The 18,144-nt window shown below is 60.4% G+C and carries 14 protein-coding genes and 1 pseudogene; 8 read left to right on the top strand and 7 right to left on the bottom strand.

What is annotated here, in order from left to right; genetic code table 11:
• The first annotated feature begins 193 nt into the window (after positions 1–193).
• The 3 genes from ACR9ZQ_RS40215 (at position 194) to ACR9ZQ_RS40225 (ending at position 2,926) form a co-directional block, all read left to right on the top strand.
• Positions 194–994, top strand: a complete 801-nt coding sequence (locus tag ACR9ZQ_RS40215) for a GNAT family N-acetyltransferase (RefSeq protein WP_481430727.1) — start codon at positions 194–196, stop codon at positions 992–994.
• 96 nt (positions 995–1,090) lie between these two features.
• A complete protein-coding gene (locus ACR9ZQ_RS40220; RefSeq protein WP_310380638.1) occupies positions 1,091–1,558 on the top strand; it encodes an MEKHLA domain-containing protein in 468 nt (155 codons plus the stop codon).
• Positions 1,559–2,725: 1,167 nt separating this feature from the next.
• Positions 2,726–2,926, top strand: a complete 201-nt coding sequence (locus ACR9ZQ_RS40225; protein ID WP_310380645.1) for a hypothetical protein — start codon at positions 2,726–2,728, stop codon at positions 2,924–2,926.
• Positions 2,927–3,042: 116 nt separating this feature from the next.
• On the opposite strand, the gene ACR9ZQ_RS40230 is transcribed toward ACR9ZQ_RS40225, so the two are convergent.
• Positions 3,043–4,191 (bottom strand): AraC family transcriptional regulator, encoded by a 1,149-nt coding sequence (locus tag ACR9ZQ_RS40230; protein WP_310380647.1) that lies wholly within the window; start codon positions 4,189–4,191, stop codon positions 3,043–3,045.
• A gap of 352 nt (positions 4,192–4,543) precedes the next feature.
• Here ACR9ZQ_RS40230 and ACR9ZQ_RS40235 point away from each other — a divergent pair, with 352 nt between their 5' ends.
• The 5 genes and pseudogenes from ACR9ZQ_RS40235 to ACR9ZQ_RS40255 all read left to right on the top strand — a co-directional run bounded on the left by ACR9ZQ_RS40235 (position 4,544) and on the right by ACR9ZQ_RS40255 (position 9,964).
• Positions 4,544–5,590, top strand: a complete 1,047-nt coding sequence (locus ACR9ZQ_RS40235; protein ID WP_310380650.1) for a UDP-glucuronic acid decarboxylase family protein — start codon at positions 4,544–4,546, stop codon at positions 5,588–5,590.
• Positions 5,590–6,531 (top strand): annotated as a pseudogene (galE, locus tag ACR9ZQ_RS40240) (UDP-glucose 4-epimerase GalE); the annotation flags it as partial. The gene ACR9ZQ_RS40235 and the pseudogene galE, both read left to right, overlap by 1 nt.
• Positions 6,532–6,570: 39 nt before the next feature.
• A complete protein-coding gene (locus tag ACR9ZQ_RS40245; protein WP_481431004.1) occupies positions 6,571–8,478 on the top strand; it encodes a glycosyltransferase family 2 protein in 1,908 nt (635 codons plus the stop codon).
• Positions 8,479–8,497: 19 nt separating this feature from the next.
• Positions 8,498–9,436: a glycoside hydrolase family 26 protein gene (locus ACR9ZQ_RS40250; RefSeq protein WP_481431005.1), complete on the top strand. Its 939-nt coding sequence runs from the start codon at positions 8,498–8,500 to the stop codon at positions 9,434–9,436.
• Positions 9,437–9,454: 18 nt separating this feature from the next.
• On the top strand, positions 9,455–9,964 hold the full coding sequence (locus ACR9ZQ_RS40255) for a DUF995 domain-containing protein (RefSeq protein ID WP_481430728.1): 510 nt from the start codon (positions 9,455–9,457) through the stop codon (positions 9,962–9,964).
• 540 nt (positions 9,965–10,504) lie between these two features.
• Here ACR9ZQ_RS40255 and ACR9ZQ_RS40260 read toward each other — a convergent pair.
• The 6 genes from ACR9ZQ_RS40260 to ACR9ZQ_RS40285 form a co-directional block, all read right to left on the bottom strand.
• Positions 10,505–12,277: an adenylate/guanylate cyclase domain-containing protein gene (locus ACR9ZQ_RS40260; RefSeq protein ID WP_481430729.1), complete on the bottom strand. Its 1,773-nt coding sequence runs from the start codon at positions 12,275–12,277 to the stop codon at positions 10,505–10,507.
• Between the two features lie 456 nt (positions 12,278–12,733).
• Complete coding sequence (locus ACR9ZQ_RS40265) at positions 12,734–13,510, bottom strand: TatD family hydrolase (protein WP_481430730.1); 777 nt, start codon at positions 13,508–13,510, stop codon at positions 12,734–12,736.
• A gap of 8 nt (positions 13,511–13,518) precedes the next feature.
• The gene (locus ACR9ZQ_RS40270; RefSeq protein ID WP_481430731.1) at positions 13,519–14,460 is read right to left on the bottom strand and encodes an ABC transporter permease; all 942 of its coding nucleotides are present in this window, start codon (positions 14,458–14,460) and stop codon (positions 13,519–13,521) included.
• A complete protein-coding gene (locus tag ACR9ZQ_RS40275) occupies positions 14,460–15,548 on the bottom strand; it encodes an ABC transporter permease (protein ID WP_481430732.1) in 1,089 nt (362 codons plus the stop codon). The genes ACR9ZQ_RS40270 and ACR9ZQ_RS40275 overlap by 1 nt, the downstream gene beginning before the upstream one ends.
• On the bottom strand, positions 15,545–17,092 hold the full coding sequence (locus tag ACR9ZQ_RS40280; protein ID WP_481430733.1) for an ABC transporter ATP-binding protein: 1,548 nt from the start codon (positions 17,090–17,092) through the stop codon (positions 15,545–15,547). Before ACR9ZQ_RS40280 ends, ACR9ZQ_RS40275 begins: the two co-directional genes overlap by 4 nt.
• A gap of 4 nt (positions 17,093–17,096) precedes the next feature.
• On the bottom strand, positions 17,097–18,095 hold the full coding sequence (locus ACR9ZQ_RS40285; protein ID WP_481430734.1) for a BMP family protein: 999 nt from the start codon (positions 18,093–18,095) through the stop codon (positions 17,097–17,099).
• Positions 18,096–18,144 lie beyond the last annotated feature (49 nt).

Below are 18,144 nucleotides of genomic sequence, written 5' to 3' on the forward strand. Positions count from 1 at the left end.
CAGTGGCGCAATTGACAGCCTGTCTACGCTCCCGATGGCTGCCCATACTCTCTTTTAACCAGCCGTACACTTTATTCGTGAGTGCGATGCAGGTTATCTCGACATCCGCGATACCGCTCGTGAAAGGGACGGGAAAATCCGCCAGGGCTTGCGCAGCGGCTCTCGGGGGCCCGTCATTTAAAGAGGAAATAAATTGAGCATTTCAAGCGACAGAATCTCCTGGGAAGAGATTATCGAGGCCAAGGCTTTCATTGATATGGCCAGGATCACGCCCCAGCCCTTTAAAGACAGCGTCGAGTTTACCTGCATGCCGGTGGGTACCGGCTGCGCCATTTCGCTGCCCGCGGCTCCCGCCGTTGGGCTCAATCGCATTTTTGCTTTGAATGACAGAGACGAACTCAATCTCGCATTCGAATGGCTGAAGACCAAAACAGGCAGGCGGCATGTCCAGATCCGCGAAACCTTTGCCGCCAACGAGCTGCGTGGCTGGATACTGGATCAGGAACTGGTCGAAAACGGCGCCTGGATGAAACTCACGCGGCCTGCGCCATCGGCTCCGCTTGCAATCGAAGGACCTGTGCACACGCGCTTGGCCGGTATCGATGACGCGCCGATTTTCGGCAGGCTGATGTGCGCAGGTTTTGGTTTTCCGACGGAACTTGAGCCGTTGTGGTCATGCCTGGTCGGCAAGAAAGGCTGGGCTTGCTTCATTGCGGAATTGGAGGGAACGGCGATCGGAACCGGGGCGATGTTCATGGAGGACGGATGCGCTTGGCTGGGAGGCGGAACGACACATGCTGAGTACCGGAACCGTGGCGCACAAAAGGCGCTGATCAACGCTCGATTGAACGAGGGTCTCGCGCAGGGCGTTTCTCTCTTTGCTGTGGAGACTGCCGAACCTCGGGAAGATCAACCGAACATCTCCTTCGCCAACCTGACGAAGGCAGGCTTCAATCCATCCTATATCCGCAAGAATTATCTCCTGCCGAATTAAGCCCTTCTGATCGGTGCGGATTGCCGCACCGATGCCATATCCCGTGACTAGATCGGAACAGGCTCGCGAAGCGGCCGCACTGGAGAAGGAGACGAGATGCAGCTGAACGGCGAATTGAATCCGAACGATCCCGAATTCTTCGAACTTCTCACTGGGAGCTTCCGGCGCCTTGTCGGCCGGGACCTTCTTCCCAGGGATCGGGGCCCCGAGTGGCTCTACGGCGATGCCCCGTTTGTGGTCCTTGCACACAATTCCGCGCCCGATCCCGTCTTTGTCTATGCTAATGGTGCAGCACAGAGGCGGTTCGGGTATAGCTGGAGCGAGTTTGTGAAGCTGCAATCCCGGTTGTCCGCTGGTCCAAGTGAACGGTCGGAGCGTCAGGCGTTGCTCGATGCGGTGGCGCGAAACGGGTTTATGACGGGTTATCGTGGTTTGCGGGTGACGAAGTCGGGCAGCCGGTTCTGGATGGAAGACGGAATAGTCTGGCAGCTCCGGAACGCAGAAGGACAGGATTTGGGCCAGGCGGCGACATTCTCGCAGTGGATGGAGATACCGCCCCCCTAAATCATCAATGGGGCTTGGTGGTCATCCGCGCTTCCTCGAACGAGTTGCTGCCGGAACGCCTCACAGTTCCAACCGGGTATGATCCCGACCATATATGTCCGATTACCTAATGTGAAATCGATCCGGAAGCGGCGGAAAACCGCGCGTTTCCGCTGACTATCGCAATTCTGGCATCGATGATCTGCGCCCCGCACATCGATCACTATCGATACTTGAAACTTATTGCGACAGCGAATTTGGCGGCTCACGAGCCACCAAGGGGCCAGATTTGTTACTCGCGCAGGACTTCGGCGACAAGTTTATGCTTGTCGAATTCAAGAGGCCGAGCCACCCGATAGACCGAGATGACGTCAACTAGGCGGAGAAATATCGCGACGATCTTGGCGTGCGGGTTTCGTCATCTTCAGTTAGGGAAATCCTGATGCTGGGACGTGATCGGGTTCAAAGTTTAAGCACGCAGCACCTGGCTCCGAACATACGCATTAGTTCTTACGCGGCGTTGATCTCGTCGGCTCGGTCTGTTGAACTGGCTACTGAGGTCGCTCGATTGGGAGCGCAACTGATACCTGAAGCGGCATTGTGAACAGCTTTTCGACTCGATTTTAGGCAGGCTCTGCCCAGACTCTATCTCGCTGTAACAGGTGAGCCCGAGTTCGATTCCTTGCGAGACCTGTTAGATACTCAACTGTTGAGGCGTGGATTAATCTTCGGGTGCCACATTGCTCGTGGTCGTCTCGGTCGTCTCGGCCTGTTCGTCGTGTTGTCTGTTGCTATCCAGAACTACATCACATCCGCGCAGCTTACAGCTACCTTTGACGTGCTGTGGATCGGTGAAGAGAACCGTGTCTTCTCGGAATCCCTTGCCGACGCGCAGCACGTTTGTACCGCAGCAAATCAAGGACAACTACGAGGTCGCTCTTGCCGACAAGGACGGTGACATCGCTCGGCTCGTGATCGCTCGCCGGCAAATTGACTATACTGAGGTTAAAAACTTCGACCTGAGCGCTGGTCGATCACAAACACATCTACCTTCGTCAAGATGACCCACCTCTATTCGTTGCTCTAGCGACAGCCGGAAGGTGAGCAAATGAAAATTACCTTCGACTTCATCAATGCCTACTCGATCGCCAAACGAAGATCGATAATGCATTTCGGGATAATGTCAGTATGGACGAACTTGCGACGCTTTATGTCAACGGCGAGGCAGAATGCTACAGCAGCCTAGTCTTCGCCGTCACCGCCTTCGTACATCGGCAATCTTTCAACGGCACCAGAATTGAGTTGAGGCTTTTGCCTGATGCGGATGAAGGGCACGCTGAAGCGCGTTGTCAGCTTTCTCGAAATCGCCTTCGCCAAGGCGGGGCGTAGGAGGTGAGGGCATAAAGGGCGCCAGATCGGTTCCGATCAACGCCGATACAATGTTCAGGCCGAGCAAGCTCTTTCGGCAATTTTGATTTGAATGATCCGAAAAACGGCATGCCGGATCAACCCGTCAGCGCCAGCCAATCGCCGATCGTTTTTCCGTAACGCCGCGTGGAGCGGACGGCCGGCGCCGGCCGCTGTTCGGTTGCCACCGCCCTTCGGATTTCACGCGGGCTCAGCCCGAATTCATGGATGAAGGCGCGCGTAAAATTGGCGGCGACCTCGAAACCGGCGGCTTCTGCGATTTCTGAAATCGGCCTGTGGTCGGCCGGAATGCTGAGATCCGCATAGGCCTGCAGCAATCGCCGCCTGCGAATATAATTGAGCACGCCTCCGTTCGCCTCGAACAGTTGGTAAAGCCGCGTACGAGAAATCCCCAACGCGCGGCACATCATGTCCGGTGTCAAGTTTTCCGAATGGAGATTGACGTGAATGTAGCGGTGCGCCCGCTCCATCAGTCCCAGGTTGGTCTGGTTTTGACCGGTATCCGTCCTTGTCGACGATGCCGCGCCCGCAACGACCATATCGCCGATGGTTTGGATGATCCGGGGCACTTCCTCTATCGTCAGATTGCCGAGGTTCGTTTCGAGGCCCGTGAGATAGCCCGTGAGCAGCTCGGCGAGGCTGCCCGAGAGAACCGTGTTGCCGGCGCTCTGGAGAAGGCTCGCATCGCGAGCCAGCAGCTCATAGGGCAAGAACACGAGCAAAGCTTCGGTGTCGGTCATCCGTCCGCGATAGGGGCTGCCCAGAGACATGAAAAATATCTCGCCGGCGCCGGTCTCGGTGACACGACGGTTGACCTCGGTCCAGGCCTGGCCGCTGTGCAGCAGGCCGACGTTCCAATGGTCGATGGGGCTTGATCGAAGCACGGCCTGATCGCGGATATATCTGTGGGCCTGCGCGCGCTGCTGGACGATGAGGATATCGCCGAGATGCCAGCCGATCTGCTCCGCGAGGAACCCGTCTTCCGGTGATTTTCCCTGCGGCAGATGAACATCCACGAGCGGCGCCATATGTGCCCGCCAGGCCGGGAATTGTTCTGCTGGTGGTAGGTCCTGCGTCGAGAATCGCAGCGGCACGAGGGCAGGGGAGGCATGGGGCGGGCGTTCCTTGCGCACGGCCGGTTCACGCGGCCAGCGCCGCCGCTCCATATGCGCCGGCCGTTCCTGTTCTGGAGGAGGACCATCGTCGGATTCAGCCCCTGTAGCCATCCAATTCCTCCAGCGCATGACCCGACGCGAGCCATGGAAATTGACAAAAGCAATTGTTTTGCGGCTGAAATCTCCGCAGAACCCCGCCTTAAAAAGCGGATGTGCCCGAAGCCACCTCCATAAGTTGTTTATCATACTCCTTTTCGCTCAGAAATGTACGGAGCGATAATTTCCAGGATGTGAGGATAACGACAATTGCCTCCCTTGGCTGTATCTAAATAAACAACGGTTCTTTCCAGAGAAAAAGCCAGGTTAATAAAATATTCTCCTGGTCGAACGACGTAGTTGTTCGGAATGGCGAAGTAAAAAACGAAACTTCCACAGGACAAATCTGAAAAAACGGGAGGTAGTCGTGAACTATCTTGGTAAAATTCGTGCGCGCTCTGCGCAAGCGTCGGCTCGTGACGCAAATTATTCATCGAGAAAATCTTGTGCGCCTAAGAGAGTTCTTGTCACCGGCGGTGCAGGTTTCCTCGGATCACATCTGTGCGAGACCCTTTTGGCCGCCGGACACAAGGTGATCTGCCTCGACAATTTTTCCACCGGCATGAGGCGCAATATCGCCCATCTGAAGCGCGTTAATCGCTTCAATGTCGTCGCCCACGATATCGTCCACCCGCTCGATCTGGAAGTCGACGAGATCTATAACCTCGCCTGCCCGGCATCGCCCCCGCATTATCAGGCTGATCCGGTCCATACGACAAAGACCTGCGTGCTGGGTTCCCTCAACCTTCTGGAGCTGGCCGCGCGCACCGGCGCACGCATCCTCCAGGCATCCACCTCCGAAGTCTACGGCGACCCGAGCGTCCACCCGCAAGTTGAAAGCTACTGGGGCAACGTCAATTCGTTCGGGCCACGCGCCTGCTATGACGAGGGCAAGCGGTGCGCGGAGACGCTGTTCTTCGACTTCCACAACACGCACGGCGTCGAGATCAAGATCATCCGCATCTTCAACACCTACGGCCCGCGGATGCGTCCGGACGACGGCCGCGTCGTCTCGAATTTCATCGTTCAGGCCCTGACGGGGCAAGACATCACCATATATGGCGACGGTTCGCAGACCCGCTCGTTCTGTTTCGTCGATGATCTCATTGGCGGCATCGTGCGCATGATGGCCTCGCCGTCGTCGCTGACGGGGCCGGTCAATCTCGGCAATCCGGGCGAATTCACGATCCGGGAGTTGGCCGAGCAGGTGATCGGATTGACCGGCTCCCGGTCGCAAATCATCCATCTCCCTCTGCCGGTTGACGATCCTCGTCAGCGTCGCCCCGATATTTCGCTTGCCATGCAGGAACTCGACTGGCGGCCGAAGATGGCCTTGTCGAGCGGCCTGCGTCAGACGATCGACTATTTCGATGGCCTTCTCACCCGTTCGGCACGAGAACTGGAGGCGGTCTGATGGATGCGCCCCGGGTCCTTGTTACGGGCGGTGCCGGCTATATCGGCAGCCACACCGCCAAGCTCCTCCGCTCGGAGGGGATTGAGCCTGTCGTCTACGACAATCTCACGACCGGAAACCGTTCGTCGGTGCGCTGGGGCCCTTTCGTCGAAGGTGACGTCCTCGACTCGCCAAGCCTGATCGAGGTCATCGAGAAATATGCTCCCGATGCCGTCATCCACTTTGCCGCCTCTGCCTACGTGGGCGAGTCCGTGCAAAACCCGGCAAAATATTACAACAACAATGTCTGCGGTACATTGTCGCTTATCGATGCCTGCCGGCAGACGGGGCTTCAGAACGTCATCTTCTCATCGAGTTGTGCCGTCTATGGCGTCCCCTCTGTGCTGCCGATCGACGAGACGATGCCAAAGGCGCCGATCAATCCCTACGGCATGACGAAGCTCATCGGCGAGCATATGCTCGCCGATTATGCGGCGGCCTTCGGCCTGCGTTATGTTGCCCTGCGTTACTTCAATGCCTGTGGAGCCGATCCGGACGGCGAGCTTGGCGAGTGGCACGTTCCGGAAACCCATCTCATTCCGCGGGCACTGCTGGCCGCGGCCGGCCGGATTCCGCACCTGGAGATATTTGGCGACGACTACGACACCCCTGACGGGACCTGCATAAGGGACTATATTCACGTCGCAGATCTCGCGCGTGCCCATGTTCAGGCCTTCACCCATCTCGCCAATGGCGGATCAAACCTCGCTGTCAACCTAGGCACCGGGCGAGGGTTTTCCATTGGGGAAGTGCTGCGCGTGATCGAGGAAACGACCGGGTGCGAAGTCCCGGTCGTCATCCATCCGCGCCGGCCGGGCGATCCGCCCAGCCTTTACGCCGACGCCAGCCTGGCCCGCGAGACGCTCTGCTTCCAGCCTCGATATTCCGACCTGGAAACCATCGTGAGGACCGCGGCTCCGTTCTTCGGACTGGAGGCGCGCGTGACCGAACCCGCGATCACCCAAGCGAAGCATGCTCCGGAACCCTGCCGGGAGCCGCTTCTTGTCCCGGTTCTGACCGGATATCGGCGGGCCGAATATCTGTTCTCGGCGGCTGTATGGGCCTGCGCCTTCGCCTATTTCTGGATCTGGTGGCTGGAGCCGCGCCATCACGTCGATGCTTTCGGCACAATTACGGTGAGCCTCGTTCTTGCCTGGGTTACCGCTCTGCCGGCCTATTTCATCGTCGTCTTCTATCGGGCGGCAAGACCGAACGGTCCCTTGCGCTTACCGGCCGGCAGCCGAGTGGCCATGGTCGTGACCAAGGCGCCGTCGGAACCTTTCTCGGTCGTCAGTGAAACCCTGCTGGCAATGCTTGCCCAGGATGTGGAACACGACACCTGGCTTGCCGACGAAGACCCTTCCCCCGAGACCCTCGACTGGTGCTCCGGGCACGGGGTCTTCGTCTCGACCCGCAAGGGGCGATCCGATTACCATCGGACGTCGTGGCCCAGACGCACGCGGTGCAAGGAAGGCAACCTCGCCTTCTTCTACGACCACTACGGCTACAGCCGCTACGATTTCGTGGCGCAACTCGACGCGGATCATGTTCCCGCGCCCGACTATCTCTTCCACATGCTGCGTCCGTTCGCCGATCCAAAGGTCGGCTATGTCTCGGCCCCCAGCATTTGCGACAAGAACGCTTCCGAAAGCTGGTCGGCGCGGGGAAGGCTCTATGCCGAAGCCAGCATGCATGGCTCGCTCCAAGCCGGTTACAATGACGGCCTGGCGCCGCTGTGCATAGGGTCGCACTACGCGGTGCGTACCGTCGCCCTCAAACAGATCGGCGGCCTTGGCCCAGAGTTGGCTGAAGACCATTCGACGACATTGATGATGAATGCCGGCGGCTGGCGGGGTGTGCATGCGCTGGATGCCATCGCCCATGGTGACGGCCCCAGAACCTTCAGCGATCTCGTGACGCAGGAATTCCAGTGGTCGCGCAGCCTGGTCATGCTGCTGTTGCGGTACTCGCCGAGCCTCGTCGGCCGGCTGCCGCCTCGGCTCAGGTTCCAGTTCCTCTTTTCGCAACTCTGGTATCCCCTGTTTGCGTTTTTCATGTTGCTCATGTTTGCGATGCCGATCATCGCGCTCGTGCGCGGCCAGAACTTCGTGACGGTGACCTATCTCGATTTCCTCGCGCATTTCGCGCCGCTTTCTATCGCGCTCGTGGTGATGGCTTATCGCTGGCGCGCCAGCAGCTCGTTTCGTCCCAACGATGCCAAGATCCTGAGCTGGGAATGCATGCTCTTTCTCTTCGCGCGCTGGCCCTGGGCGCTCGCCGGCACCCTGGCTGCGGTGCACGATTTTCTGACGGGCTCCTTCGTCGATTTTCGCGTCACGCCAAAAGGGCGGTCCGAAGTCGATCTGCTGCCGGCGCGAGTCCTGGCGCCCTACGCTGCGCTGGCGCTCATGGCGGTATTGCCTGCCTTGGCGATCGGCGATGCCGGCGCCTCCAAGGGGAGCTACTTCTTTACCGTCCTGAACGCGGCAATCTACTGCGCGCTGCTGCTGGTGATCGTCGGGCGCCATTCGAAGGAAAATAAGATTGCGGCGGCCCCGCGTTTCTACCGTCCGGTAATGGCGACCTTGCTTCTTGCGCTCGTCGCGCTGCCGGGGGCTGCAACCATCATGCGCGGAAAGGATGCGACCGAGGCACTCGCCTGGGGCAGCGGCCGTCTTCAGCTGTTCGAAGAACGCTACGCCGTCTCCGGTGCAGGCCGGGGCGGAACCGCCCTGCGCACGATCTTCTTCAAACCACGATGGATCTCCGATCCGGAGGAAATCCAACTGAGAACGGATGCCGCTCACCCGGATTTGCGGCCGAGCCTAGAGGAAGTAGACAATGTATAGCCCATCCAAAATAGCCCTGTTGTCATTCACCGGCCTGTTGCTGTCGGGAGTTGCGGTCCTACCGACCGCTCCGGGCAGCTTTGCCGAAGGCAACCCGCTTGCCATGACGACATCGTCCATCGCGCCGCCGACCAAGATGCCGGTCGTCACGAAGGAGTCGATCACGTTCGGCGCCTATGATCCGCACGGAGATTTCGGCGCCTCGCCCGATTCGAAGATCGAACACCTCTTCCTGCCCTGGGAAGACGTCGATCTGCGCACGCTCACCCTCGCCGATGATTATGCGCGAGCGCATGGCCGCACCCTGCTGATCTCGGTCGAGCCCTGGACCTGGTCACCCGATTGGCGCCAAACCTCGCAAGAACTGCTGCACAGCATCCTGGACGGTTCGCGCGATGCGAACATGGCCGCCGTCTGCTCGACTGCTGCCAAGTTGAAAAGTCCGGTCATCATTCGCTGGGCACAGGAAATGGACGAAACCGACAACCAGTTCTCCTGGTCGCATTGGCATGGCGCCGATTATGCCAAGGCCTATCGTCGAATGGTGGAGGTCTGCAAAGTTCACCTGAAGACGGCCAGATACATGTGGTCACCGAAGGGCAATGAGGGGCTTCAAGCCTTTTATCCCGGCAACGATGTCGTCGATCTCATCGGGCTCTCGGTCTTTGGCCTGCAGCAATACGACAGGGACAAGACCGGCCATGACCAGACGTTTGCAGAGCGCCTTGCGCCCGGATACGCCCGTGTCGCTGGTTACGGCAAGCCCATCATGGTTGCGGAACTCGGCTACGAAGGCGACGATTCATACGTGCGAAACTGGGCTGAGAGCGTAGCGAAACGCCATCCACAGTTCCCGGCCCTGAGCGCCGTTATCTACTTCAACGACCGTGAAGTCTATCCGTGGCCGGACGGCTATGGCCGCCCCGACTGGCGGGTCGTCCGCGAAAGCATCAATTGAACAAGAAGGAACCTGAACATGTCCATGCTTCAAAAAACGCTCCTGGCCGTGGCCCTGACCGGCGGTATCGCCACGGCCGCGTCCGCTGCGGGAACCAATGAGCCTGCGGGGATCGAGACCGCAAAGCCGATGAGCAGCGCGGAAATCTATCAGCTCTACAACCAGAATTCCTGGATGTGGAAAGCCGGCGCCGGCTACTTCTCCACAAAGGCGCGCCGCTTTACCGCCTGGTCGCGGGAAAACGGCTCGCCGTCCTTCGGCGTGGGCCGCTGGTTCATCACGGAGCGGGGTAAACTCTGCTTCAACGCCGACTGGCACGCCAAGACCGGAACGGCGACGGCAATCACCTGCTTCAGCCACCGCAAGAAGGGCGGCCTGATCTATCAAAAACGCGAACCGGACGGTCAATGGTACGTTTTCAAGAGCGCACCGGCACAAGCAACCGACGAATTCGCAAAGCTTCGCCACGGCGACTACGTGAGCTCTCGATTGGGGAGAATTGAGACGAGCGTCAGGAGGACCAAATAAAGGCGAAGCAAGGGGTTCCGCGCGGCCGAGGCGCCATCTGTGTCCTTGCCTGGGAGCCGATGCCTGCGCGCAACCCTTTTCATAAAGGATCGCGAAGCGCCTTCAAAATCAAAGAGGCGGCGAACGGACGGTCGGCGCCTCTTTTGTCGTGGCCGGACCATCGGGTGTCCCGTCGACTGTTCCGATTAATGTCGCGACTGTGTTCAATTGAGAGAGAGCCATGGCACCGCAGGCAGAGTCTGGAAGGGCGCAACAGGTGCTCTGGAGCCTACATCTCTATTTATCCAATCCACTGGACGGCGTCGCGACGGGTTCGAATCCTTTCAGGAGTTTGGAGTGTATAGAGCGCACCCAGGCCGAGCGGGCATCTGTCGGCGTCGAAAGCTTCGGCAGCTATGCGCTTTCATGCCTGGCATAGAGGGCGGCTTCACAGCTTCCTGAAAGCAGATCTTGCTGGAGTCGTCGTTGCGCCGGCACTGGCTATTGCTCATACTCTGTGCAAATGGCGGCAACAGGTTCAGGATCGGACATTAATCACCGTCATTGTACGACACCGGCCTTGCGTAGCCCCTCCATGACGAGCTCGAAATCGGCGGGGTTCTTGAAGGGCAAGACTTTGCGCCGGTATTCCAAGGAGTAGTCGGGATTGACGCGCAGCACCTCTTGCCACGTTGCGCGAGCCTCTTCGAAACGGCCGAGGTGCCCGTAACAGGCAGCCAGAAGCGCGCGAGAGACATCGGTGACGGGGTTGCGGTTCACGCGCTGCAGCAACGGTTCGACGGCCTCTTCGTACCTTCCCAGTTGAAACAAGGCCCAGGCCTGAAAGTGAAGAACGACATCCGGAAAGTAAGGGTTCAGAACCCTCGCGCGATCGAAATAGCCGAGTGCCTCCTCGGATCTGCCTGAATAGACAAGTGCCTCGCCGAGGCTGACCTGCCCTTCCGCGAAGTTCGGATTGAGGACTATCGCACGCTCGGCCTCGCTGATGGCTCCATCGTGCTGTCGCGAGTAAAGGTTGACCAGACTTAGCGACCAGTGCGCCACGGGATCGCTATCATCCCGCGCTACCGCCAGCGTCGCAGCCTCTTCGGCTTGCTCGATCGAGCGCTGCGGCGACGCGCTCCACCGGTTCAGGTAGTCGAGCCCGTGGGTAAGGGCGAGGAAGGCGTGCGCCGAGGCGAAGTTCGGGTCCAGTTCGACGGCACGTTGCAAAAGGTCGCGGGCGTCGCTGTTCGTTTGCTTCGTCAGCCGGTGCCACAGCTCCCGGCCACGCAAGAAGCAGTCATACGCCTCGGGGTGCCGGGTCTGCCCCGGTGCAAGCCTTTGCCGATCGCCCTCTGTCAGGTTGACCGCCAGCGCGCCGACGATCTGTTGCGTGACATCGTCCTGAACCGCGAATATGTCGGTGAGGTCGCGATCGAACCGCTCCGCCCATAGATGCCCGCCGGTGGTCGCGTCGATGAGCTGCGCGGTAATGCGTACCCTGTTCCCCGATTTGCGTACGCTGCCTTCAAGTACATGCCGCACGCCGAGCTTTGTGCCCACCTCCTGCACATGGACGTTCTTGCCCTTGAAAGTGAACGACGAATTGCGAGCGATGACGAAGAGCTGCGACAGCTTCGATAGCGCCGTGATGATGTCTTCCGAAATGCCGTCGGCGAAGTAGTCCTGTTCGGCGTCACCGCTCATGTTGGCGAAGGGCAGGACGGCGATCGACAGCTTCGGCGCCGCTGCCGTCGCCGGTTGGCTCGTCGAGGTTTCCGGGGTCGCGGCTAACTTGGTCCCTGCGCTGCCGACTTGCAGCGAATAGACCCGGATCGGCTCGGCAATGTTCTTGAGCTGTGTGCTGCCGAGATCGCTGACCGAGAGGTCGAGTCTTGCCTTGACTTGGCGATAGGCATCCTCGGACAGGCAGATCGCGCCCGCCGCGGCGACGCTCTCCAATCGCGAGGCGATGTTGACGCCGTCGCCCATCAGATCGCCGTCGCTTTCCTCGACTACATCGCCCAAATGGATACCGATCCGGAACTCGATGCGACGGTCCCGCGGGACGCCTTCATTGCGCTCCACCATACCGTTCTGCACCTCGATGGCGCAGCGCACGGCGTCCACCACGCTGCGGAACTCGACCAGCGCACCATCGCCGGTGCGCTTCACCACCCGGCCATGGTGCACGGCGATCGTCGGATCGATGAGATCGCTGCGCAGTGTCCGCAACCTCGCCAGGGTGAGGTCCTCGTCGGCGCCGGCAAGACGGCTGTACCCAACCACGTCCGCGGCCAGGATTGCAACCAGCTTTCGGTTCTCGCTCATGGCGCCGTCTCCTAACTCCCACGATAGCAGGGAGACAGGGGGCAAGAAAGAAGTTTAGCCGCTGCTCAGAGCGATCTTGGTTGAGATCGAGTTGGCCATGGCTCATGTGGACGCAGCCGACGTTGTAGCCCACGCAATGACAGTTCTGTCGGGCTCCCGGCCGTCCGAAGCCCACCGAGGGTCAGGTCATGACGATGTCCGCGTCCACCCGTATGTCCGCTCTTTGAAGATCCGCACCTGAAGTTGCCAGTGTGCTTCCGGCCCCAATCAGTCATTCCAGCCAGGCCAAGTTCTTGGCTCCCCTAACGAATCTGTTACAGAGGAAATTTGAAATAACAGGGCCATTGGTTCCAATCCCTCAAGGCGTACAGTTCCGCGCTGCTTCGTAACGTTGCCGCTCATTGGACATTCACTATCCACGCTTAAATTTCGTCGCGGTCGCGACACGCTTGCTGGCTACAGCCTTATCTTCGCAAAAGCCTTGAAGAAGTTTCCCTGCGTCAGGTCCATGACATTTTCCACGCTTGTCCTCCTGATCAGCGCCAACATATCGATCGTGTGCCTGATAAACGCTGGCTCGTTCCGCTCATCGCGATGGGGAACCGGAGCCAGCGAAGGTGCGTCTGTTTCGACCAGGATTCGATCCTCGGGAAGCCCCGCGGCAATGGCGCGAAGGGCGTCATTTTCCTCGAAGGTCAGCAGGCCTGAGAATGAGAAATAAGCGCCTAGCGCGAGGCATTTTTCAGCCAGTTCAGCACCTCCGGAATAGCAGTGCATGACGATCGGGAAGCTGCCCTTCCGGCTTTCGCGCACCAGCATCTCGGCCATTGCTTCGTCCTCGCGGACGGAGTGGATGATCAGCGGCAATTGTGTCTCGCGGGCAGCGGCGATGTGCGCTTGCAGAACATCTAGCTGGGCGTCCCAGGAGGCGCTGCCGTAAAATCGATCGAGACCGGCCTCGCCGATCCCCACCACCTTAGGATGGCGCGAATGCGCAATCAGTTCGGCAGTGGTAACATCGCGTTCCTCGTCCGCGTAATGCGGCAAGGTGCCGACGCTGCAATACACGTCCGGGTATCGCTCCGCCATGGCAAGCACCCTGTCGAACTGGCGGACACGAATGCCGATTGTCAGAAACACGCCGATGCCGGCTTCCCTCGCCCGTGCCATGACGATCTCGCGGTCGGCTGCAAACTCGTCAAAGTCCAGATGGCAATGGCTATCGACAATCATAGGATCTCTCACTCAGCTTTGTCACGGTCAAAAGGAATGCCGAGAGCCGCGGGATTGCGCGTCTTGCCGGCAAAGAAAATGAGCACAAGAATGGTCAGAATATAGGGAAACATCAGGAATGCCTGGTAGGGCAGTTCTATGCCAAGGTTCTGACCGCGAAGTTGCAGGGCATCCGCAGCCCCGAACAGCATCGCGGCGATAAACACACCCAGCGGATTCCTGCGGCCGAGAACCAGAATGGCAAGCGCTATATAACCACGCCCTGCGGTCATGTTGTCGATAAAGATGCCGGTTGCACTCAATGACAGAAAGGAACCCCCGAGGCCTGCAAGCAGGCCCGAAAGCAACAGGCAGAGAAAGCGCGTTCGCACAACCGAGATACCAAGCGTCTCGGCCGCCTCTGGATGCTCCCCGACGGCGACGACCTGCCACCCGAACGCGGTCCTTGTCATCACGATCCAGACCACGGGAATGAGGACGAGCCCAAGATAGACGATGGGCGCCTGATGGAACAGCAGCGGGCCGATCAGCGGAACATCCGAGAGCACAGGCAATTCGAGCGGCGCAAACGACGTCACGCGTGGCTGGGTGATGCCGACCCCGAAGATCGCCCGGTAAAGGAAACTGGTGGCACCGACAATGAGGAGATTGATCGCCACACCAACCACCACCTGGTTGCTGCCGATCAATACCGCATAGAGGGCGAGCACAGCACCGACGAGCGCGCCCGCCAGCATGCCCGCCGCGACCCCAAGCCACAGGCTGCCGGTGAGGTAGGCGATGACGAAGCCGGTGAAGCTGCCGGCAAGCATCGTGCCGTCAAGGGCGATGTTGAGCACACCCGCCCGTTCGGCAAAGATGCCGCCCATGGCGGCAAGCATGATCGGCATGGCCAGGCGCATGCTGCCCTCGAGATAGCCCTGTGTGACGGGATCCGAAAAAAATGACATCATCGTTTCAGCCGCCTCATGGCACGGACGATCTGACCCACGGCCGGTCGCCCGATCAGAAATAGAACCACCATTGCCTGGATGATGATCGTCAAGGTGGCCGGAACGCCTGCCGCCGCCTCCATCGTCGTGGCGCCGACCTGCAGCCCGGCGAACAGGACCGCCGCGACCAGCACGCCGAGCGGGCTGGTTTGGCCGAGCAGGGCAACGATGATGCCGGTATAGCCGAAACCCGGCGACAGGTTCTCGATCATCCGGTGCTGTACACCGACCACCTCCATGAAGCCAGCCAGGCCGGCGAGGGCGCCGCTGATGAGAAAGGCAGAGAGACTGAGACCGTCGACGGCCATGCCGGCGGCCATTGCAGCACGGGCGTTGAGACCCGTCACACGCAGCCGAAAACCCCAGACCGCCCGCCAGAGCAGAAAATGCATCAGCGCGACGGTGGCGAGAGCCACCAGGAAGCCGATATGCAGGCGGGTTGCAGGGACAAGCCCGGCGAAGCGGGCTGCGCCAGGCAGGCGGTCGGTCTGCGGCAGATAGCCTGCCGCCTCCTGCAGTGGACCACGCAGGAGATAGGACACCAGGTAGATGGCGACATAGGTGAGCATGATCGTGGTTATCAGCTCCGATGCGCCGAAGCGCAGCTTCAGTACGCCGGCAAGGCCCGCCCAGGCGGCACCCGCTGCCATGGCGCCTGCCATCATCAGGGGCAGCAGCAGATAGCCGGGAAGGGCGGGCAGCCACAGGGCAACAATAGCGGCGGCCGTCCCGCCGACATAGAGTTGGCCTTCGGCGCCGACGTTGAAAGCGCCGCCGCGAAAGGCAATGGCGACGGCAAGACCTGTGAAGGTCAGAGGGACGGAGCGCAGCAGCGTCTCCGCGACGCTGTTCCAGCTGCCGAAGGCGCCGTCTGCCAGCGCGGCATAAGCTCTCAACGGATTGCCACCCCACAGGAGGATCAGCACTGCTCCGGTGACGAGGGCCAGAAGAAAGGCTGCGGCGCTTGGCAGCAAAAGTCGCAGCCGCCGTAGGACGGGCGTTTGTGCCGCTGACACTGTCTCAGAAGCAGGATCGATGGCCGTCATTCTCCGCCCCCCAGCATGAGCGTAGCAAGGCGCTCGACCGTGACGTCGGCGCGGGCGAGATCGCCGACGATCCGCCCCTTGAACAACACGAGGATCCGGTCCGACAACGCCAGGACCTCATCCAGTTCGGTGGAGATGAGCATGACGGCAGCCCCGCGCTCGCGCTGGGCGAGCAGCTGGCGGTGGATGAAAGCGGTTGCGCCGATGTCGAGGCCGCGGGACGGCTGCACCGCAATCACTAGGTTCGGGTCGCGCATCAACGCGCGTCCCAGCACAACCTTTTGCTGGTTGCCGCCGGAAAGCGTGAGAATGGCCTGCGACGGCCCGGTGCACCGCACGTCGTACTGGTCTATCAGGTCGCGCGCGAAACGATCGGCAGCCTTGGGGGCCATCAGGCCATGGCGGGAGAACGGCTGGCGGCCGGAGACTTCCAGGATCGCATTGTCGCGTATGGCGAGATCAACCAGGGCAGTCCGATGCCGGTCTTCCGGAATGTGCGCCAGGCCACGCGCGATGCGTGCACCCGGGTGGGCATTCGAAATATCCTCACCATCCAGAACGATCCGGCCGCTCTGTGGACGGATCAGCCCGACAATGACCTCGGCGAGCTCCTGCTGGCCGTTGCCATCGACGCCGGCGACGCCGACGATCTCGCCCGAGCCGACGGTGAAGCCGACATTTTCGAGGCGAAGGCTTTGTCCGTCATTGTAGGTCAACCCATCGACCTGCAGGCGTTGCGCCGTCGCGGGTCGCGCATGCCCGTCAACCGTCGGCAACTGGATGTCTCCACCTATCATCAGCCGGGAAAGCTCGGCCACGGAGGTGTCCTGCTTGTCCATGCTGGCAATGACTCGACCTCCGCGCAGGACGGTGACGCAGTCGCTGATCGTCATCACCTCGTGCAATTTGTGACTGATGAACACGATGGCCGTGCCGGCAGCGGAAAGCTTTCGCAGCACGTCGAAAAGGCCATCGACCTCCTGCGGCGCAAGAACGGCGGTCGGCTCGTCGAGGACAAGAATCCGGGCGCCGCGATACAGTGCCTTGACGATCTCGACTCGTTGCTGGCCGGCCACGGAAAGGTCGCCAACCCAGGCGAACGGATCGATATCGAGCCGGTAGAGCCGGGAAAGCTCGTCGAGCTCGGCGGCGACCTTGCGCAGATTCGGAAAAATGCGGCCGGCACGGGTAAGGCCGAGGCAGACATTCTGCGCCACCGTCAGTGTCGGCACCAGCATGAAGTGTTGGTGGACCATGCCGATTCCGAGTGCCGTCGCATCGAGCGGCGACTGCAGGTGGACAATCTTGCCGTCCACCTGGATCTCGCCGGCCTGCGGTCGCAGCAACCCCGCCACGACGCGCATCAGCGTGCTCTTGCCAGCGCCATTCTCCCCGAGAAGCGCATGCACCTCTCCGTGGCCAACGGAAAAGCCGATGTCGTCGTTGGCCAGCATCTGGCCGAAGCGGACCGTGATCCCCTTGAGTTCGAGGGGAACGGGCTTCCGGTCCGCAGAGGGCTGCGCTGTGGCGGAGAAGGCTGGCATTCGCTCACTTCACCATGGTGATGTCGTGCGGAACTTCGAACTGTCCAGCCTGGATGGCGCTGAACTTCTCGTCGACCTTCTTTTTGACGTCCGCCGGAACCCTGTCACCGAGGCCGTGGAAGTCTGCAAGCTTGATCGAACCATTGGCAATGCCGTACGTCCAGGCCTTGCTGGTCCAGCTCTTGTCCATCACCGCCTTGGCGGTATCGGTCACCAGGGGACCGAGGTCCCACAGCACGCTGGTCAGCACGGCATCCGGGCCCAGATGGTTCTGGTCGGAAACGGCGCCGATCGCCAGCACCTTCTTGTCGGACGCCGCGTCGATGACGCCGACCGCCTGGGCACTGAGAACGTCCGCGCCCTGCTCGACCTGGGCAATGGCTGCTTCCTTGGCCTTGGGCGGGTCGAACCAGGAGCCGATGAAGGTGATCAGCACCTTGACGTTCGGGTTGACCGCCTCGGCGCCGAGCTTCCAGGCGTGGAAGTTCGCGAGCATGTTCGGCGCAGGATTGCCGCCGACCCAGCCGATAACGCCGCTCTTGCTGGCGCCGGCAGATAGCATGCCGCTCAGATAGGCGCCCTGATAGTCCGGATTGTCGTAGGTGCCGACATTCGGCGCAAGGTTTTGGGCCGTGCCGGCCATGAACACCGTATTCGGAAAATCGGCGGCGACATTGAGCACGGCATCGCCATAGGAAAAGGAATGGGCGAATATCAGCCCGTAGCCCCGCGATGCGTAGTCGCGCAGCACGCGCTCGGCATCGGCGTCGGCGACATTTTCCGAGTAGGCGACTTCAACGCCGAGCGCCTTCCCGGCTGCCTGCAGGCCGTGATAGCCGCCGGCGTTCCAGTCATTGTCGCTGATCGGGCCCGGCAGGATCATGGCGATCTTCAGGGACTGCTGTGCGCCGACGGGCATTGCCACGGCGGCGAGCGAAAGCACGAGCGCCAAGAGGGCGACGAGCCTCGCAACGGTTGATATGAGTATGCGCGAAAATGTCATCTTCTCTATCCTTTGGAGTTGAATGTCGGGGCGGAGGCGAACGCTGCGA

The organism is Rhizobium sp. KNZ14-9A (assembly GCF_056755015.1).